This is a genomic window from Winogradskyella maritima, from assembly GCF_042650215.1.
GTDB classification, from domain to species: domain Bacteria; phylum Bacteroidota; class Bacteroidia; order Flavobacteriales; family Flavobacteriaceae; genus Winogradskyella; species Winogradskyella maritima.
The window spans coordinates 1-20,522 of the sequence record NZ_JBHSAT010000021.1 but is presented as its reverse complement, the minus strand read 5'-3'; the positions used below and the strand labels follow the sequence as shown (position 1 = coordinate 20,522).

The 20,522-nt window shown below is 37.0% G+C and carries 19 protein-coding genes; 4 read left to right on the top strand and 15 right to left on the bottom strand.

Annotated features, from left to right (window positions below; translation table 11 throughout):
* The first annotated feature begins 5 nt into the window (after positions 1-5).
* Positions 6-146 (top strand): hypothetical protein, encoded by a 141-nt coding sequence (locus ACFOSX_RS11585; RefSeq protein WP_386101119.1) that lies wholly within the window; start codon positions 6-8, stop codon positions 144-146.
* Between the two features lie 9 nt (positions 147-155).
* Here the strand turns inward: ACFOSX_RS11585 and ACFOSX_RS11580 are convergent, their stop codons facing one another.
* The 15 genes from ACFOSX_RS11580 to ACFOSX_RS11510 form a co-directional block, all read right to left on the bottom strand.
* Positions 156-1,133 (bottom strand): polyprenyl synthetase family protein, encoded by a 978-nt coding sequence (locus tag ACFOSX_RS11580; protein WP_386101116.1) that lies wholly within the window; start codon positions 1,131-1,133, stop codon positions 156-158.
* A 43-nt stretch (positions 1,134-1,176) separates the two neighbouring features.
* On the bottom strand, positions 1,177-2,217 hold the full coding sequence (gene rlmN, locus ACFOSX_RS11575) for a 23S rRNA (adenine(2503)-C(2))-methyltransferase RlmN (protein ID WP_386101111.1): 1,041 nt from the start codon (positions 2,215-2,217) through the stop codon (positions 1,177-1,179).
* Positions 2,218-2,326: 109 nt separating this feature from the next.
* Positions 2,327-3,376, bottom strand: a complete 1,050-nt coding sequence (gene queA / locus ACFOSX_RS11570) for a tRNA preQ1(34) S-adenosylmethionine ribosyltransferase-isomerase QueA (protein WP_386101108.1) — start codon at positions 3,374-3,376, stop codon at positions 2,327-2,329.
* Between the two features lie 74 nt (positions 3,377-3,450).
* Positions 3,451-4,677 (bottom strand): 3-phosphoshikimate 1-carboxyvinyltransferase, encoded by a 1,227-nt coding sequence (locus tag ACFOSX_RS11565; protein WP_386101105.1) that lies wholly within the window; start codon positions 4,675-4,677, stop codon positions 3,451-3,453.
* Between the two features lie 33 nt (positions 4,678-4,710).
* Positions 4,711-5,037 (bottom strand): nucleotide pyrophosphohydrolase, encoded by a 327-nt coding sequence (locus ACFOSX_RS11560; RefSeq protein WP_386101102.1) that lies wholly within the window; start codon positions 5,035-5,037, stop codon positions 4,711-4,713.
* A 2-nt stretch (positions 5,038-5,039) separates the two neighbouring features.
* A complete protein-coding gene (locus tag ACFOSX_RS11555) occupies positions 5,040-7,109 on the bottom strand; it encodes a transglutaminase domain-containing protein (protein ID WP_386101099.1) in 2,070 nt (689 codons plus the stop codon).
* Positions 7,075-8,979 (bottom strand): DUF3857 domain-containing protein, encoded by a 1,905-nt coding sequence (locus ACFOSX_RS11550; protein WP_386101096.1) that lies wholly within the window; start codon positions 8,977-8,979, stop codon positions 7,075-7,077. Before ACFOSX_RS11550 ends, ACFOSX_RS11555 begins: the two co-directional genes overlap by 35 nt.
* 66 nt (positions 8,980-9,045) lie before the next feature.
* Positions 9,046-9,498: a D-aminoacyl-tRNA deacylase gene (gene dtd, locus ACFOSX_RS11545; protein ID WP_386101091.1), complete on the bottom strand. Its 453-nt coding sequence runs from the start codon at positions 9,496-9,498 to the stop codon at positions 9,046-9,048.
* A gap of 32 nt (positions 9,499-9,530) precedes the next feature.
* Entirely contained in the window at positions 9,531-10,484 is a 954-nt protein-coding gene (gene rsgA / locus ACFOSX_RS11540) for a ribosome small subunit-dependent GTPase A (protein WP_386101088.1), read from the bottom strand.
* Between the two features lie 42 nt (positions 10,485-10,526).
* On the bottom strand, positions 10,527-12,059 hold the full coding sequence (locus ACFOSX_RS11535) for a DUF6770 family protein (RefSeq protein WP_386101085.1): 1,533 nt from the start codon (positions 12,057-12,059) through the stop codon (positions 10,527-10,529).
* Between the two features lie 18 nt (positions 12,060-12,077).
* A complete protein-coding gene (locus ACFOSX_RS11530) occupies positions 12,078-13,301 on the bottom strand; it encodes a M48 family metalloprotease (protein ID WP_386101082.1) in 1,224 nt (407 codons plus the stop codon).
* Between the two features lie 156 nt (positions 13,302-13,457).
* A complete protein-coding gene (locus ACFOSX_RS11525) occupies positions 13,458-14,540 on the bottom strand; it encodes a chorismate mutase (RefSeq protein WP_386101079.1) in 1,083 nt (360 codons plus the stop codon).
* Positions 14,541-14,561: 21 nt separating this feature from the next.
* Positions 14,562-15,413 carry a prephenate dehydrogenase gene (locus ACFOSX_RS11520; RefSeq protein WP_386101076.1) on the bottom strand — a complete coding sequence of 284 codons (852 nt, stop codon included), beginning with the start codon at positions 15,411-15,413 and terminating at the stop codon, positions 14,562-14,564.
* 80 nt (positions 15,414-15,493) lie between these two features.
* The gene (locus ACFOSX_RS11515) at positions 15,494-16,639 is read right to left on the bottom strand and encodes a pyridoxal phosphate-dependent aminotransferase (protein ID WP_386101073.1); all 1,146 of its coding nucleotides are present in this window, start codon (positions 16,637-16,639) and stop codon (positions 15,494-15,496) included.
* Positions 16,636-17,466, bottom strand: coding sequence for a prephenate dehydratase (locus ACFOSX_RS11510; RefSeq protein ID WP_386101310.1), 831 nt, complete (start codon positions 17,464-17,466; stop codon positions 16,636-16,638). Before ACFOSX_RS11510 ends, ACFOSX_RS11515 begins: the two co-directional genes overlap by 4 nt.
* Positions 17,467-17,720: 254 nt before the next feature.
* Here ACFOSX_RS11510 and gldA point away from each other — a divergent pair, with 254 nt between their 5' ends.
* The 3 genes from gldA (at position 17,721) to ACFOSX_RS11495 (ending at position 20,387) form a co-directional block, all read left to right on the top strand.
* Positions 17,721-18,614 (top strand): gliding motility-associated ABC transporter ATP-binding subunit GldA, encoded by an 894-nt coding sequence (gene gldA, locus ACFOSX_RS11505; RefSeq protein ID WP_386101070.1) that lies wholly within the window; start codon positions 17,721-17,723, stop codon positions 18,612-18,614.
* 373 nt (positions 18,615-18,987) lie between these two features.
* A complete protein-coding gene (locus ACFOSX_RS11500; RefSeq protein WP_386101067.1) occupies positions 18,988-19,419 on the top strand; it encodes a hypothetical protein in 432 nt (143 codons plus the stop codon).
* Positions 19,420-19,625: 206 nt separating this feature from the next.
* A complete protein-coding gene (locus tag ACFOSX_RS11495; RefSeq protein WP_386101064.1) occupies positions 19,626-20,387 on the top strand; it encodes a LamG domain-containing protein in 762 nt (253 codons plus the stop codon).
* Positions 20,388-20,522 lie beyond the last annotated feature (135 nt).

Genomic DNA, 20,522 nt, shown 5'->3' with positions numbered 1-20,522 from the left:
ATTTTTTGATACGGATTTTACGGATTATCGCCAATAATTACGAGAAAGGATTAATGTATCCTGAAGCATTGGGAGATAAATTCGTGTCTCGCATATTAAGCACTTCTCCCGATGTTTCAGGAGCGCCCAGTATTACATACTTTTAAAAATTAAAATCACTTTTTCCGCTCAATGACATAATTGACCATTAGTTCCAAAGACGCTTTAAATTCTGAATTTGGGAATTGTGATAATAATGACAAGGCTTCAGTTTGAAAGGCTTTCATCTTTTCTTCCGCATAGTCTAAACCTCCTTTATCAATCACGAAGGCGATGACCTCTTTTACGCGTTTTTTATCCTTGTTGTGATTCTTAACAGAATTGATAAGCCAGGATTTTTCTTTTTTGTTGGAATTATTCAACGCATAAATCAAAGGAAGGGTCATTTTTTGTTCCTTGATATCAATACCGACAGGTTTTCCGATTTTCGCTTCGCCATAATCGAACAAATCATCTTTAATCTGAAAGGCCATCCCAATAAGTTCTCCAAACTTTCGCATAGTTTCTACCTCAGGAGAATTTGGTTTTACAGATGCCGCACCCAGGCTACAGCAAGCCGCAATAAGAGTAGCCGTTTTTTGCCGAATGATGTCGTAGTAGATATCTTCTGTTATGTCTAAGCGTCTGGCTTTTTCAATTTGAAGTAGTTCTCCTTCGCTCATTTCGCGAACAGCGACTGATATGATTTTCAGTAAATCAAAATCATTATTATCTATGGAGAGCAGTAATCCTTTAGATAATAAATAATCACCGATAAGTACAGCGATTTTATTTTTCCAGAGGGCATTAATGGAGAAGAAACCTCGTCTACGGTTACTGTCGTCCACGACATCGTCGTGCACCAAAGTTGCAGTGTGAATTAATTCTATAACCGAAGCACCGCGATAAGTCCTCTCACTAACCTCACCATTATTCAGCATTTTTGCGACCAGAAACACAAACATGGGTCGCATTTGCTTTCCTTTACGGTTGACAATATAATGGGTGATTCTGTTGAGAAGCGCAACTTTGCTCGACATGGAGAGTTGAAACTTTTGTTCAAAAAGTTCCATCTCATAAGCAATAGGTTGTTTTATCTGTTCGGTTATTTTCACGACTTACACAAAGATACGATTCACGGTTGAGTCTTTTATTATTTTAACCTTTATTAGCCAATTGCCCACAGGCAGCGTCAATGTCCTTACCACGAGAGCGCCTTACTGTTACGGTGATTCGATTTCGTTCTAATTTTTCTATATAGCGATTCACGGCCGCAGTACCTGCTTGTTGAAACATCCCGTCGTCAATAGGATTGTATTCAATAAGATTGACCTTGCTCGGCGCGAATTTACAGAACTGAATCAAGGCATCGATATCTTCTTCTCTGTCATTAATACCGTCCCAGACTACATATTCGTAAGTGATTCTTTTTCCTGTTTTGCTGTACCAATATTCTAAAGCCTCACGTAAATCTTTCAATGGGAAAGTGGCGTTAAAAGGCATAATGCTCGTCCGGACCTCGTCTATGGCCGAGTGTAAGGACACCGCTAGATTAAATTTGACTTCGTCATCCGCCATCTTCCTAATCATTTTAGGAACACCAGACGTGGATAAGGTAATTCGCTTTGGAGACATCCCTAGCCCTTCATCCGAGGTGATTTTATCAATGGCTTTTAGAACATTATTGTAATTCATCAAGGGTTCGCCCATGCCCATAAACACAATATTACTTAACGGGCGGTTATGGTACAGTCGGCTTTCATTATCTATGGCAACCACTTGGTCGTAAATCTCATCTGGGTTGAGATTCCGCATGCGTTTGAGTCTTGCTGTTGCGCAAAATTTACAATCAAGACTACAACCAACTTGAGAAGAGACACAGGCTGTTGTACGGGTTGCGGTTGGAATTAAGACGGATTCCACAATTAAATCATCGTGAAGCCGAACCGCATTCTTTATAGTCCCATCGGAACTCCGTTGCATCTGGTCCACACGGATATGATTAATCACAAAATTATCTTCGAGCATTTGTCGGGTTTGCAATGAGATATTGGTCATATCCTCAAAACTGTGTGCTCCCTTTTGCCAGAGCCATTCGTAGACTTGATTACCACGAAATGCTTTATCGCCCTGCTGTACAAAAAACTCCCTAAGCTGTTCCTTGGTTAATGCTCTAACGTCTTTCTTTTTGCTTTCCATCGGTGGCAAAGTTAATTAATTGGATTTAAGACTTCTTCAAAATGAATTAAAAGAAAAAATCCTCTCAAAACAAAGTCTAGAGAGGATTCAAAATATCTTATTACTCTTATTAGATGATTAACATCGCATCTCCGTAAGAATAGAATCTATACTTTTCTTTTACCGCTTCATCATAGGCGCGCTTTGCAAAATCGTGTCCAGCAAAGGCAGACACCATCATCAACAAGGTTGATTTAGGCGTATGGAAGTTCGTAATCATACAATTGGCTATGCTGAACTCGTATGGTGGAAAGATGAACTTATTAGTCCAACCTTCAAACGGATTCAATGTACCGCTAGAGGACACAGAACTTTCAATAGTTCGCATTGAGGTCGTCCCAACCGCACAAACACGCTTTTTGTTGGCTATACCTTTGTTTACTATGTCAGCCGCATGTTGGTTGATAATAATCTCTTCACTATCCATCTTATGCTTCGATAAATCTTCAACCTCTACTGGGTTAAACGTTCCTAGGCCAACATGCAAGGTCACTTCAGCACTTTCAACACCTTTAATTTCTAAACGCTTTAATAAGTGTCTAGAAAAATGAAGTCCTGCAGTTGGTGCCGCAACAGCACCTTCATTCTTTGCATATATCGTTTGGTAACGTTCTCTATCTATCTCATCGACATCACGCTTTATGTATTTTGGCAATGGTGTTTCTCCAAGCTCCGTCAATTTTGTTCTGAAGTCTGAATAAGACCCATCATACAAAAAACGTAAAGTTCGCCCTCTTGATGTGGTATTATCAATAACCTCAGCCACTAAAGTTTCATCTTCACCAAAGTATAATTTGTTTCCGATTCTTATTTTACGGGCAGGGTCTACCAAAACATCCCATAAGCGTTGGTCTTGATTTAGTTCTCGTAGTAAAAATACTTCAATACGTGCACCAGTCTTTTCTTTATTACCGTACAAACGGGCAGGGAACACTTTAGTATTATTAAAAATCATGACGTCACCTTCATCAAAATAATCAATGACGTCTTTAAACAATTTGTGTTCAATAGTTTGCTCAGCGCGATTAAGCACCATTAAACGCGACTCATCTCTTAAATCTGCTGGGTATTCTGCTAATAATTCTTCTGGTAAATCAAAATTGAAGTGTGATAATTTCATATAAATCTATCTGTGTTTTTTACGAAGTGGCAAATATACAATCTCAACATAGGGGTTGTCAAGTAAACCGCCGTTTATTTCACGATAATCCCTAAAGTTTCAAGGTCTTCCCAAAATGTAGGGTAAGATTTTGAAACGACCTCAGCCTCATTGATGCTTATATCGCGTACCAATGCCAAGGGTGCAAAGGCCATAGCCATTCGGTGGTCCTTATAAGTATCTATAGCGACATTGGGTACTTCTGAATTTGATTTCCCCAGCCTTAGCGAGTTTTCATCAATTGTTATCGCAGCACCGAGTTTTTCCAATTCAGTCTTTAAAGCCACTAAACGGTCAGTTTCTTTAATTTTTAAAGTATGAAGGCCTGTCAATTCACATTGCAGACCCAATCCAAAGGCTGTAACAGCTATGGTTTGAGCGATATCTGGCGAATTGATTAAATTGAATTTTACCATTTCATCTAGACGTGCTTCCGAAGTCTTTTGAAGCTCAATGTTATGATTTGAAAATGTGGTTACAACCCCAAAAACTTTATAAAGTTCTGAGAGAACTGAATCACCCTGAAGTGAATCTTTTTTATAAGACGACAGTTTAAGCTGCGTACCTACAGGACTTAATGCTATGATGCTATAATAGTATGACGCCGAAGACCAGTCGGACTCCACGACCATGGTTTTTGATTGTCCAATATCATTAAGATGGTCAATCCAAATCTCATTGCCTTCAAACTTTGTTTGTACGCCTATGTCTTCCAAGAGACGGAGGGTCATTTTAATATATGGGACGGAGGTGAGTTGACCTTTCAAGCTTAAATGCAATCCATTTTTTAGACTTGGTGCGATAAGTAACAATGCCGAAATGTATTGACTACTCACATTGGCTGTTAGTTCTACTTCAGATTTTGAAAATGTAGTTCCGTTAATCCTAAGGGGCGGAAAGCCTTCGTTTTCTTTATAAGTTATGTCAGCGCCAAGGCTTTTTAACGCCTCGACCAAAACTTCAATCGGACGTTCTTTCATTCTTGAAGAGCCAGTCAATTCGATTTGTCTACCTTCTTGAATGGAATAATACGCCGTTAAAAAACGCATAGCCGTACCTGCATGATGAATATCAATGATGTCTGAGTCACCAGCCAAAGCCTTCTGCATCAATTGAGAATCATCGGAATTTGAAAGGTTTTCAATAGTAATATTCGGATACAAGGCTTGAAGCAAGAGCAAACGATTAGATTCACTTTTAGAACCCGTGATTTTAAGGCTTTTGCCTGAAGTGATTTCCGATTTTAAAAGATGTTTTGTCATAATGACAAACCTAGAAATTTAAGCGGATAGTACCTATTTTAATTTTGAATTATTGTGATGACGGTCATGGTCTCGCTTGGTTTTTTTATCCATTTTCTTATCGAAAGCGTCTTGGAGATTTATACCCGTTTGGTTAGCCAAACAGAGAACCACAAAAACCACATCGGCAAGCTCTTCACCCAAATCTTTGTCCTTATCACTTTCTTTTTCGCTTTGCTCACCGTAGCGTCTGGCAATTATTCTCGCCACTTCACCAACTTCTTCAGTCAGTTGGGCCATGTTGGTCAATTCATTAAAGTAACGCACGCCGTGCTCCTTAATCCAATCATCTACTAGTTTTTGTGCGTTTTTTATGTCCATGATTAAGCTTTTGTTAAAACAATTTGTTGGTTTTGCTTTTCTACTATCTTCTCGAAGAAATTCTTAAATACTGGATATTCACTTGGAGCAATTAATGACTCCGAAAGTTCAAAACTAATACTCATCTGAAGATACCTGCCATTGACCTTGCCAACGTATGTAAATTGAGCCGCACCATCCTTAAATTGTAATATTTCATTTTCTGGCATGGATTCTACTTTGTACCCTTCGGGTAACATAATGTTGACTAAATATTTATCTTCAAAGGGCATTATAAAATCTATAGGATAATCCCTCTTATCAAGCTTAAATGGACTCTCATTCATAGTTAAGAACACCAAAGGTGAGAAATACAAGTTACCTCCGATATTATCAATTGCGTCTGAGGAATTATATTCATATGTCAACATTACTGGCTTAGAGGTATCCTTACTATTCTCAAAATTTAATGTACTAATCACTAAATCTCCTTTATCTTTTTCAATTTGTTTGATATGGTCTTCGCTTGTGACCCCAGTGTATCTATCTCGATATCTTAATGCCAAATGTGATGTTAGACTTTTTCGGACTTTACCTTCGATTGTAAAGTCGTCGTTAACCTTTATATTAAGGCTAGTGGTTTCAACAGACTTTTCAGAAGGTCTAAGATCTATCCATCCTGATGTTCCATCATCTTTTATAAGACGCCCTTGCCAGTTTAATGCTCTTTGTGGCAGGATATTTACTTCACTATAAGTTTCTGTGGCATCCAATAATATATACTTCCCTGCATCTTCTACCAATGTAATCACATAATTAAATCCCTTTCGCGTAGGGAACAAAGGAATGCCATTATTACGCGTACTTATTAAAACCGGAAAAGCATTTACACCTTGCGATTTCAGCATTGCAATCATCAGTAAATTAATGTCTCCCACATTACCTACTCCATCTTTATAAGCATCTCTAATACCATTATGTGATGTAAAGCCATAATTACCGTTCCACTTTACTTTTGATTTTACAAAAGAATGAATTACGCTAGCTTTATCAAACGGTGCTTCAACTCCGCTGAGAATATTAGCCAAATCGTCTTTAAAAAAATTAGAACGCTTTAACTGCCCACCAAAACTACTATACTCATATATAGTTTTACTTACTTTATCCCATGTTGTTGACAAAGATTTTTCAATTGCTCCAAATTGATTTAAAATTGCAGACAGTTCCATGCTCATTTTAGAAATGTAATTATCTAAGTTTCCTGAGTAAGATTCCTCCACGAGACCAGGTATATTTTCTTCGCTTATTTCTAAAACATTGTCAAAATATTCTGAAGTTGATCGGGTAAAATTAGTTTTAGATATATATGCTCCACTACGTGAGCTACTTGTACTATTGTACTTCTTATTTTCCTTATGCTCTTTTATATTTGGGTAATAAGACGCTTTAAGATTTGTTAGTTTATCATACCTATAAAACTGAGGGGTAGAAATTTTTACATCGAGTCTATTCATAGGTATTAGAGATTGAAAATAAATATCATCAATCTCCAAAAACGGGGAAACAATTTTATATGTAAATTCTACAACAGAACCGTCCTGTACATTGGGCATAGTGATGGTATTTATTTTAGTATACTCATTAAATTCTTCTTCAAAAACACCATCTTTCTTCAGCTTATCCTTTTCAATTTCACCATTAATTTTATTAAAAGTGTATCCTTTGACATTCCTGAGTTTTTCTGTCTTGTTTCCCCCACCATTATATAGGTATACTCTTTTTGTTGCCCAATCATAGCCTTCTTTATTGTAAATCTTTATACGTTGATGAACCACTCGTTCTTGCATAAAACCATCTGACTGAGAAAAATAAAATGATATATCCTCGTTCTTATATAATATAGCAGCATTTGTATCCGGATCTTGCGGATGTACATTTTCGTTCAACTCATCTATTGAGACTTCTCCAAACTTATAGTCTTGGGCTTGTATAAAAGTTGTTATTAATGTTAGTGCCCAAAGGCTAAGTAGTTTTTTCATTTTTAGATTTAGTATTAATTTATTTTTTAACCAAAACAATCTTTGTTTTGTCATGCTTTAGTACTTGCTTTCTAAAATCCCGGAAGGCATCATAATCCGATTTTTCATAATCGCCTTTAAATACCTTGTACCTTCGGGAATATTTAATGGTGTTATTTTCTAGTTTTTCAATTTTAAAACTGTAACTCCCAAATTTTGTGTCGATTGATTCGCCATCAGTCATTGCCTCAATTTCCATGTCATTTGGCAACTCTATAAGATATTCATCCACATCTGTATAACCGCGCTCTATCTTAAAATCTAAATGTCTTTGATTATAACGAGATGGGAGGCTTGTTAAATTATTGAAGACATTAGGTTGAAAAATAAGCCGATTACCACTTTTTGACGCATAATTGGACGCCTTAACCTTAAGTGTTTCACTGAATACAATAGCATCTTTATCATCATTTAAAGCCATATCGACTATTTCTAAATTATTGAGATTATCTAAATAGTTTTTGTAGTAGATTTTTTGATCTCTGGGCGATTGATTTTGAATCCCTTCACGTAAAGCATACTGGTAGCCTTGGGACTTTATCTCTAATTGGGCACTAAACGTTCCTGAAGCGTCCAACACAACCTTTGCCTTGGAATCTTGAAGGCTTTCCTCAGAAGAATACCGATTTGTATGCACAATTTTACCTCCTTCAGGAGTTACCAGCAACACATCTCTATCATCTGTAAAACCTGCAGAAAATCCGAATGGTGCTGTTTGGCTTGTACATTCCAGAAACACATATTCATCATTTTCAGGGATACCTAAAATCACGTGATTACCTTCAGTTACGGAAAATTCGCTATCTAAATCTTTTAAATCCTCATCTCCCCAAACTACCGTATAATAGGAAGGGACGTCCACAGCTTCAAGTAATGCCTTAGTGTAATTAGTTAAACCCTTACAATCTGAATACCCTAGCTTATCGACGTCATTAGCCAGCATAGGTTTCCAACCTCCAATACCAACTTGCACACTTATATACCTTGTTTTATCCTGCATGTATTTATAGACAATTTTAGCTCGCTCCATTTTGTCGTCTACTCCTACAGTCAGAGCTTTTACATCATCAATTGCAGATTGAGGTAACTCATCGGTACCTGTCAATAACTTGTTATACATCCATGTGCCAAAATCCTCCCAAGTATTATTGACACCTTCAACGCCTTCCATATCAAAACGGGTTAAGGCTAATTTATAGCGTGGTGTAATTTCGCTTAGAGCCGGACTAAATGCTTCGGGTTTTATGCCTGATAAATTTGTGGCTTTAACATGAAAATCACCCAGCGTCTCAACTTTATACGCTTCAAAATTTTGAGCTTTAGTTTTAATTTCAACATCAGATGTATTGATCAATTGGTATTCTGAATCTTCCACACTTAAATGATAATCATCAATGGGCATCCATTGTGGCACAAATGCGGTGCTTCGGAATTCAACTTCAGAATTATATTCAAGGGTATAGGGATACTTAAGAGGCGTATAATTTAAAAACTTAACCCTATTGTCCGAATACAAAGTTCCACCTGATACCGCACTCATATCGGAAAAATCCCGTTCTTTAATTTTTTTTATTTCTTTACCAGAAGCATCATAGATTTTCGCTTCAAGCTCCTTTATTTTGGTGTTGCCATCATAGTGTTCATAGGCATTGAGGTGCCGATCACCATATTCATTTAAAACGGTGACGATCCTTCTGGTTGTCACTAGCATTTTATTATAGGCAGAGACTTCAACCTTAATTCGCTCATAACGGACAACTGCGTTGGCTTTTTGAGTTAACTCACTGAGCGTTAACAAAGCAATATAACTAGTTTCAGATTGAGAATTTAAGCTATTGAAGAGTAGGAAAAAACAAAGCAACGGTAGCTTCTTAAAAATATGCATAGAAAAAGTTTAGCATCAAAAGGAAGCTGAAATATAGTAAATCTTTAAGAAATCTGAAATTTTAAGCTATTCCCTATGTTTAGAATCCATAGAAATAGTTACAGGCCCATCGTTCACTAAAGCCACTTTCATATCCGCACCAAATTCTCCGGTTTGGACTGGGCGACCAAGTTCTATTTCTAATTTTTGAATAAATGCCTTGTAGAGCGGTATGGCCACATCTGGCTTTGCAGCTTTTATAAAACTCGGGCGATTTCCTTTTTTAATACTAGCATGCAAGGTAAACTGACTTACGACTATAATATCGCCATTGAAAGAGGTGATATTTTCATTCATTAATCCATTGGCGTCGGAAAAAACTCGCATACCTACTATTTTTTTGCACAACCAGTCGATATCCTCTTGGCTATCTTCATTCTCAATACCCAATAAAACCAAAAAACCATTGCCAATATTGGCCACTTTATTTGAATCGATGGTCACGGACGCTTCAGAAACACGCTGTAAAACAACTCTCATATTATTTTCTATAATAATGCAGTATCATTAAATCATACTTGTTCATCCCAATTATCGGTTCTGTAATGCTCGTCTTCGCCATCCAAAATTTGAAGATAACTACGATATCTTGAATACGACACCTCATCATTCTCCAAGGCGGCCTTTACCGCACATTTTGGTTCTTTAACATGCAGGCAATTATTGAATTTACAATCTTGTTTTAGTGCGAAAAACTCAGGGAAATAATCGCCCACTTCCTCCTTATCCATATCTACAATACCAAAGCCTTTAATGCCTGGTGTATCTATGATTTTGGCGTCAAAACTTAAATCGAACATCTCTGCAAAGGTCGTAGTATGTTGTCCTTGCATATGCTGCTCAGAAATGGCTTTTGTTTTTAAGTCTAAATTCGGTTCTATGGCATTCACTAAAGTTGATTTACCAACTCCAGAATGGCCAGCAAACATGCTCACTTTTCCCAGCATAAGGTCTTTGACCTTATCAATATTCTTTCCTGTTTCTGCAGATATGCCAACACATTCATATCCAATACTTCTGTACAAAGCGGCTAGGTATTTCACCTCCAACAAGGTCTCCTCATCATAGGTATCAATTTTATTGAACAGCAAAACTGTCTTTATGGAATAAGCTTCTGCAGTCACCAGAAATCGATCTATAAAGCTGGTAAATGTTGGCGGATTATCAATGGTTATCAAAAGGAAAACCTGATCGATATTAGATGCAATAATATGCGTTTGTTTAGAAAGATTTACCGACTTACGGACGATATAATTTTCACGCGCTTCAATACGATTGATGACGCCGGTTTCTGTGTCGTTCTTTGCTTCCAGTTTAAAGTGAACACGGTCACCCACCGCAATAGGATTGGTGCTTTTAATGCCTTCTAACCGAAATTTCCCTTTAATACGGCACTCGTAAAACCTACCGCCATCTGTCTTTACGGTATACCAACTTCCTGTAGATTTATAAACGGTGCCTGTCATCTAAAACAAAGATGACCAATATTAGTTAAGAAAGCAATTTCCCTAATCAATATTTAGTTTTTCTAGATGAATGTCTAGCGTCTTCTTTTTTTTGTTGTATTCCATTAGTAATACGTGCCCTAATTTACCCGGCAAAACTCTATACTTTGTTTTAGAGTCATTGTTTTCTAGGTAAATTTTATCTTCAGAAAGTTGTCCGTCATTATAAATTATTGACTTAAAAGCTAATTTGTTTTTCTCCCCTTTTAGGCGTTCATAATCAATAAACATAGCATAAAATCTATCCCTACTACTATGCCTTTGCGTAAACCCGTAATCGAAAGCTCCAAAGGATTTTAAGGCATGTGCGTTCAGCTGAGGGCTTCCAAAGTCCGTTATCGAAGGAGCCCTTGATTTTCCTTTAGGGAAATTGTCAATTGCCTGTAACTCAAAATTATCATTAAATTTAAAGATCACTGCGTCCGTAATCGTCAATTGCGTCACATTAGAGTTTCCTCTACTCAATACCGCAAGAGCAATACCTCCCGCACTTGCTGTTTTTCTATAACGTTCGCCAATACAATAATAACCCGTATCTGTTTTCTGAATATCATGAAAATAGACATAGCCACGTGCCCGTTTCTTACCCTCAGAATCTGGTGGCATCATAGCATCTATTTGATTTTCCCAATCTACCTTGCTATCCGAAAGTTTTTTCCCTTCATAATCTAAGGTTTGTGAAAATAAACCTAAACTCTTTGATGTCATGATATTATCTCCAGAATCAAAATACTCTCCCAGTAACACCACTTTTTTATCTTTAGTTAAAAATGCATTTGTTATTAATCTCGGATCATCGGACTTATCATAAGAACGTTCAAACAACTTTTTTCCAGAATTAATATCAATTACAAGAACTTTCATATCAATTGACTTACTCAAAACTGATTTTTTACTCGACTCTAACGCCACAATGACATCTTCATTAGCTTGAATGGGGTTAAATGTTAATATTTCTTTTGCCTCACTGGGAGAATTAAAATCCCAAGACTTACCGCCGTCTGTTGAGATATACTTTAAACCATACCCGAGTTTTTTATTATCTCTAACATAATTGAATAAAAAACCCTTATTGTCTACAGGGTATAATAGGTTAAAATTTCCTGATTGCATCATAGCGCTCAACCATCTTATTTCTTTTTTAGATACAGGAATAATTTGCTCATCACTTTGATTGCCCTGCTTGTCAAACTGCACCAATTTATACTGGCGCTCTTTCAAGTTAACCATAGCAAACATTAAGGCGTCATTATTAAAATTACTTTGGGCTAAGTAGGTATTCTTATCATCAACATAAGATTTCGTAGCTAACTCGTTTAGATTATTATCCAACATTTTAATGGCGTATTCTCGTTTACCCTTTTTTAACTTGTCAACCTCATAATAGAAATAATACCCATCGACATCATTATTTGAATCCAAAAAAGACCCTGAGTTCTTTATTTTAAATGTAGTGATGTCATTAAGTGTTTTTTGCTGAGCAAAGCTTATTACAAATGAACAAGTGAGCAATAGTGTGAATAATTTATTAGTCATAATCTTTGAGATAATTGGTTAGTCTACGAATATTCTAAATTGATTAATAGTTTCTTCGGGTAATTCAACCCCGCAATTTGTATAAAAATACTTGCCAAGATTTACAATTTCCCTATATTCTAAATTGTGAAGAAATATCCTAATTTTATTTAATTCTTTCTCTTTTGAAAATTTGTTCTTTGGCTGAACATACTTGCCAAGTTCATGCTTTTGCCTTGCGAGATAGGTCTGTTTTAAAATGAGGAGCATCTTCTCAATGTAGCTTTCTTTATCAATATTCTTTTCTTGAAATTTCTTTACCAGTTGATAGAGTGCTAAATCTAATTGCTTTATGTCTATAAAAGCTTGAATGGAACGATTGTGAATCAACTGCTCTATCTTTTTTTTCTCTGAACCGATTGGGACATTACTAGTGGTATCAATCGCATTTTCCCTAATTAACTTACCAATTCTAAACGGAATTTCAGGGTGTGTCTTGAGCGTGTCTGAGCTTATTTGGTAATCATTTATTTTCTCAGAGGTATTGAAAATCGAAACTTCTTCTTCTAGCCAATAGTCTTTGAATGGATACTCTGGGAAATTAAATATATCTTCTATGTTTACCGGATGACTTAAAAGAATGTCATCTTTTAAATCCAATCCTTTTAAGGCACTGATAGCACTCGCTTGGTTGTATTTCGTGTTCTTAAAAAGAATAAAACCTAATGAGTCTGCTTGGGATTCGACGGCTCTTGAATAGGCTAAAAAATCGATATTCAACTCATCAATGACCGATAAAGCGGACCTCGTTTGACCGTATTTTTGACGCTTAATTGTTTTTAATTGAGCCTTTGTTTCATCAGAATTTAGTCGTGAAATAGCATTTGTAACATTGTTAAGCGGATGTTCTAAAATTTTATGAGCAATCTCGTGACAAAGTACAAAAGCAAATTCGTCATCAGATTTTAGTGTATCGAATAATCCTAGATGAATATCGAACATTCCATCTCCATAACAAGATGCATTAGGCGCTATGGAATTCCTGAGAAAGAACTTAAAATCCGAAGTATCTACTGAAGGATTATTAGAGTAAATTTCGTCGAGAACATGATTTACGTACTTATCAAATTCGGTATTAAAAAAGAAAGCACTATCATTAATCTGTTTAAAAACCAACTCATCCCTTCCTTTAAATACGTCCCTAACTTTAGAGGCATGCCTCCCATTGATACGCTTTAAATGCTTCTTATTTATAGCTTCCAAATAAGCTTCAACTTCCTCAATATTTTCTGGGATATAATAAGTTTCCCCTTGAGCATCAATAGATGAGAAAATTGAAGAGAGAAAACAAAAGACAGTTATGTAAGTAAATCTTTTCAGGCTTCTAAAATATATGTTTTAAAACTAAACTCCAACAATTCAACTATTAACAATCTGCTCCTGATGGTTAATCGATTCTTGGTGAATCGCCTTGAACACCTTGAGGATAAATTCTTCGCTTAAATTTTTCTCTTCGCCTTGAAGAATCATTTTGCCTAAAATCTCATTCCAACGCTTGGTTTGAAGGATGGCAACATTATATTCTTTTTTCAAATGTCCGATGTCATCGGCAATATTCATACGTTTCCCCATCATTTCAATCAGTTGGTGGTCAATTACGTCAATCTGTGTACGTAAGGTGTTTATTTTGTTTTTGAATTCTGCCGCTTCCCCTACTTCTTTTCTAATTCGAAGGTCTTCTGTAAATTGTTTTAAAGTCGATGGTGTAATTTGTTGCGCTGCATCACTCCACGCGTTATCAGGGTCGTGATGGGTTTCTATCATGAGGCCATCATAATTAAGGTCAAGAGCAGTTTGGCTCAAATCAAAAATAATATCACGACGACCAGCAATATGCGATGGGTCTAAAATCAATGGTAAATCTGGAAAACGATTCTGTAAATCCACCGCTATCTGCCACTCCGGATTATTTCTGTAACGCGTTTTTTCATAGGTTGAAAAACCTCTATGAATCACACCCAAATTATTAATATCATTGGTATAGAAGCGTTCTACAGCGCCTAACCACAATGACAAATCGGGATTTACTGGATTCTTTATCAAAACAGGTTTGTCCGTGCCTTTCAACGCATCCGCAATATCTTGAACAATAAACGGACTCACTGTAGTACGTGCTCCAATCCAAAGAATATCTACATCGTGTTTTAAGGCTAACTCCACATGGTTGGCGTTGGCCACTTCCGTAGTAATCATCATGCCCGTTTCCTCTTTGGCTTTTTGTAACCATTTTAAACCAAGGGCGCCGACACCTTCAAAATTTCCTGGGCGTGTTCTCGGTTTCCAAATACCGGCTCTGAATACCGTTGCATCGCTATCTTTTAACTCATGAGCAATTTTTAATACCTGTGCTTCCGTTTCAGCGCTGCAAGGTCCTGCAATCACTAGTGGATGATTTAATTCAAAAGCATCCAACCAGTTTCTCAATTCTTTTTTATTCTCCATAATCGTCTATTTCATTCAAATTTATTGCATCCCGTTCAAAATGTCCTTAATTCTGTTGGTGGCTTTCATTTCATGATGCACCGCTTCAAAATTATCAGATTCCATAAGGGATTTAAAGTGTTTTAAGTTTAAAATATATTCGTTTAGCGTCTCAATGACGTTGATTTTATTCTGTTCAAAAATGGGTGTCCACATCTCGGGCGAACTCTTGGCAAGTCTTACAGTGCTTTCAAATCCACTGCCCGCCATGTCAAAAATATCGCGTTCGTTTTGTTCTTTGTCAATGACCGTTTTACCGAGCATAAAAGAGCTAATGTGGCTTAAGTGCGACATGTACGCAATATGTTTATCGTGCGCCTGCGGATTCATATACCGAATACGCATACCCATGTCATTAAAGAGTTTCAAGGCTTTCTCCTGAAGTTTAAACGCCGTTTCCTCAACTTCACAAATAATGTTTGTTTTATTCTGAAAAAGCGTGGACAACGCGGACTTAGGTCCTGAAAATTCCGTCCCAGCAATTGGGTGCGATGCTAAGAAATGGCGACGGTTTTTATGATGTTTTACCGCCTCACAAATATCTTCTTTGGTAGAACCTGCATCGACAACCACAGTGTTTTCAGACACATGATTCAAAACTTCAGGCAAAATCGTTAAACTGTGATTTACCGGAATGGCAACAAACACCAAATCGGCGCTTCCGATGTCTGAAATAGCGCCAGTAGCATCAATTATACCCAACGTTTTCGCTTCTTCAAGATGTTCGGGATTTGAATCTATACCGACAATCTTGCAATTGGGATGCACGTTCTTCACCCCGAGCGCAAAGCTTCCGCCAATTAATCCTACACCGATGATATGTATCTCCTTCATTCCCATCTGTCCTCCTTAGTCGGACATCTTCCCCAAGGGAAGACTACCGTTATTTAAATTAGTTTTCGTTTTCAAAATCATCATTTTATTCGTGCTATAGCCTCTTTAATTAATGCCTGTTCCACACATAACGAAAAGCGTATATAACCCTCGCCCTGACTGCCAAAAACAGTTCCTGGCGCCATAAAAAGGCTGTATTCCTTCAGAATTGAATCTGCAAAAGCTTCCGAAGTTTCATTTTCGGGAATCTTGGCCCAAACAAACAATCCTGACGCATGTTCATCATAGGTGCACTTCAACTTTTCGGCCAACTCCCAAACCAACGCTCTTCGTTGTTGGTAAACACTATTTAAACTTACAAACCAGAGGTCAGAACTTTGTAGCGCTTCCACAGCGCCTTTTTGCAGACCGTAAAACATACCAGAGTCCATGTTGCTCTTTACCTTCAACACGGCATTAAGATGCTCGTAACTCCCGGCTACCATTCCAATACGCCAACCTGCCATATTAAAGGTTTTGCTAATGGTATTCAGCTCCAAACAAACATCCTTGGCACCGTTGTATCTTAAAATGCTCTTAGGTTGCTCGTTGAGAATAAAGCTATACGGATTGTCATTGACAATTAAAATATTGTGGCGCTTTCCGAAGGCGATGACGTCTTCAAAAAACTTATTAGGAGCGTTGGCGCCCGTAGGCATGTGCGGATAATTAATCCACATAATTTTCACCTTGCTCAAATCCATACGCTCCAAAGCGATGAAGTCGGGCATCCAATGGTTATCATCGGTTAAATCGTATAAAATTGTCTCAGCTTCCACCAATTTTGCCACCGAAGCATAGGTTGGATAACCAGGATTGGGAACCAAGACTTTATCACCCGGATTTAAAAATGCCATGGAAATATGCATGATACCTTCCTTGCTTCCCATCAACGGAAGAATTTCTGTGCTCGCGCTGAGATTAACCTTGTAATGCTTTTTATAAAAATCGGCAAAAGCCTCACGAAGCTCGGGAAGACCCTGATAACTCTGGTATTTGTGTGCACCCTCATCATACAGACTTTCCTCAAGCGCGGTCGTTGCTTTTTGCGGTGGCGATAAATCTGGACTTCCAATGCCGAGGTTGATAATCGGTTTACCTTGCGACTTTAAAAAGGCAACTTCCTTTAATTTTCTAGAAAAGTAGTACTCTTCCACATGTTTTAAGCGGTTGGCAACTTCTATCATAATCGTGCGTTTTTATAGACACCCAATACTTTAAAATTTTCGGCCATAAGGTTGAGTAGGGATTTGGCTTTTTCAAAATCGGAGTAGGCTTCAAAGGTGACATCCACAAAAAAGCTGTATTTCCATGGTGTAGCGATTATGGGCAAAGACTGAATTTTGGTTAGGTTCAATCTACAATCGCTCATCACGTTGAGCACCGTTGCCAAACTGCCTCGTTTGGAGCTTAGTTCAAATTTTAGGGAGGCTTTGTTTTTGGATTCGTCTTCGGATTTTTCAGGATTTATTTTCTGAATAATCACAAAGCGTGTTTCGTTATGTTTTATGGTTTGAATGCTTTCTGCAACAATCGGAAGCCCAAATAAACCCGATGCCTTTTCGCTAGCAATAGCACCAATGCCTGTAATGTTTTCTTCTGAAATCTTTCGAGCGACATCAGCTGTATCCCTTGCTTCGACCAGTTTGATGTGTGGATGCATTTTGAAAAATTCCTTACACTGCAACAGTGCCATAGGATGCGAATGCACTTCTTTTATATCTGAAATGGATTGCCCTTCCAACGCCATTAAATGATGCTGAATATCTAAATAATATTCGCCAACAATTTGAAGGTCGTTCGTGTCAATCAACGCGTAATTGGGAATAATAGAACCGGCAATACTGTTTTCAATAGCCATTACAGCGATATCGGTCTTACCTTCCAAAAGTTGGCTTACTAAAGCATCAAAGGTTTCGCAAGGCAAAACCTCTAAACTATTGGCAAAATAATTATCGGCCACAATGTGGTGGAACGACCCTTGAATTCCTTGTATGGCGACGGTATTTTTCATCATAAAAAAAGTCCCGATGATATCGAGACTTTAAATTTTATAGTAATTGACTATAACATACTAAGCCTCGTTTCTTTTGCTAAAAAAGAAATAAAACCAGTTATAATATGTTACAGAAATGTTCATTCGGTGTATTTATAGTGCTAAAGTAAGGATTAAACCGAATAAACAAAATGAAAGTAAAACTTTTTTAAACTCTTTTTGGCCGTAGGGCTTAATCTGAAGTTTATGTATTTTTGACTAAAATTGAATTTATGTCTATCTCCGTTTCAGAAATCACGAAAATTTATGGCGAACAGCATGCGCTAGATTCGGTATCGTTTCATGTGAAATCGGGAGAGATTGTCGGCTTCCTTGGGCCTAATGGTGCCGGGAAATCGACCATGATGAAAATTTTAACGACCTATCTTGAAGCAAGCTCGGGCGAAGCACAGGTCAGTGGCCACGATGTTACTGAGGCGAAGAAAGCCGTTCAGAAATCCGTGGGCTATCTGCCGGAGCACAATCCCTTGTATTTAGAATTGTATGTGCGCGAGTACTTAAAATTCAATGCGGATGTTTACGGTGTTTCCAAATCCAGAATCGAAGAGGTTATAGAACTCACAGGCCTTAAGCCCGAAGCCCACAAAACCATTGGGCAACTCTCTAAAGGCTATCGCCAGCGTGTGGGCTTAGCCAATGCTTTACTGCATAACCCTGATGTTTTGATTTTGGACGAGCCGACGACAGGATTGGACCCCAATCAGCTTGTAGATATTCGGCAACTGATTACCTCACTCGGGCAAGACAAAACCGTATTTTTATCGACGCACATTATGCAAGAAGTTGAAGCCATGTGTGACCGCGTTATCATCATCAATAACGGAAAAATCGTTGCCGATAAATATTTGAATGATTTGCGCAAAGGCCAAGAACAGATTGTTGTGGTAGAGTTTGATTACCGTGTTGAAGAGGCTTTTCTTTTAAAACTACCCAACGTAAAAACCGTAAAAAACACACACGATTTCATCTACGAAATCACTTTCGCCACGCAAAACGATATGCGCTCGCACGTCTTTGATTTTGCGCACGATAATCAATTAAAGATTCTGCAGTTGCACCAAAAGAACACGAGTTTGGAGAGTATGTTTAGGGAATTGACGGCTTAAAATAGAAACCTTAGCGAATTTTCAAAGTATTGTATTTATTTGGTTGCTTTTGCCTACGCACTCGCCTGGAGAAAACGTGTCGTTATTTAAATCTTCAAGGTATTCGTATTTTGTATATCATTTTGATGTAAAAACACATGTTTTATTACCGAGATATACAAAATGCGCATTGCGCAATTTTGATTATTGCAGTAATAGCGGTAGATTTGACGTACACATTAAAAAAACGGAAAACACATAGGTATTGCGTATATATATGTGTTGGCTGTAATTTAAAAGTCCGTTCACTAAACAAGAATTAGTGTTTACTCATTCAGACTTTTACAGAAAAACAAACTGAATTAAATTGGAATCGAATTTTAAATATTAAGCTTTGAAAAAAACAATACTTCTGATTTTCTTACTCAATTGCGGAATCGGAATCTCGCAAAATGAATTTCCAAGTGGCCAAAAAAATGAGACTTTTAGTTCTTACGATGAAAATTGGGAATTTTTCGAATTAGGTAAGCCAATCGAAGTCCGAATATTAATGCATTTACCATCTACAGGATTATGCGGAACTTTAGCATTTGCCTCGGTTTCAATAGTGCAAACTAAAGATAAAAAAACTTTTAGAATATTAGATTTGTGTAACACCACAGAAATTCTCGAAAACAAAATCGTGAAAATTGTTCCGACCAAAAAACCTGAATTTTCTGTAATGTTGCCTTCTCGTACTTTTATAAACCCTGAAACTGGAAAGGTTGAACAATATGAGTTGGATAAATACACTCTGAAAACAACTTATGTACATATCGAAGAATAAAAAAACTACAGCCAACAATGTGTATAATTCATTGCTAGTTATAGTCTACTTACGAAAGTCCTCGCGGACTTTCTATCTGTGATTTATTTGCTAACTTTAGTACTTAAAACACGCAACAAAATCATACACTAGACCGTTGTGCACAATGTCAGAAAAACGACGCAACCAAATCAATATTCATGCATCTATCAAATAAAAAGTATATTATGGATAAGATATTAAAAACAAGTCTTCTAATATCAATTTTACTCATTTTTGGATGTAATAATTCTGATGAACAGAATGAAATTCAGCAACTAGACTGCTTACCAACTGGATTGCAAAATGGAGTTGTTGCTTTCTATCCATTTAATAGTGGGTCGATAAATGACGAATCCGGAAACAATAATAATTTAGCCAACACAACAACAGCAAGTGCGACAATAGACAGAAATGGAAATACTAATTGTGCTTATCAATTTAATTCTAATAACAATGAGTTTCTAACCTTATCTAATCCTACCTTTCTAAATGGCATACAAAGCGGAGGGTTTTCTATTTCCATGTGGTATTTATCAGAAAATGAAGGAGCAGGTTTAATGTCTCGTGGTAATGATTTTGGTAATTGTGCAGGTGGTATTGGTGAATGGAATCTAAGCTTATGGGATAATAATTGGCCAGTCTTTTTTATAAATAGCTATCGATCTATTGGTGTTACGCCAAACCCAGAGATTGTTCAATTAAATGAATGGCATCATTTGGTAGTTACTAGTGATATTACAGATTTAAAGATTTATCAAGATGGTATTTTAATTGAGGATAACGAAAATGTTATCTGTAATAGTGGTCCAACACCATCTTTAAATATGGGTGACTTATTTATAGGAGAATTCCTTAGTGGAAAACTAGATGACATAATAATCTATAATATTTTATTAACTCAAACAGAAATTACAGAATTATATAACCTAACACCTTGTTGTAGTTAAAACACTATGCACAACAAAGTACTGTGGTAGAAAACAAGTAAAATCCCATTAATTTTTCACTAAAGTACTTCTGTAACTATCGTCGTATATCAGTCCTGATTTTGCTATGGCAAAGGCCTGTTTTAACAACTTATT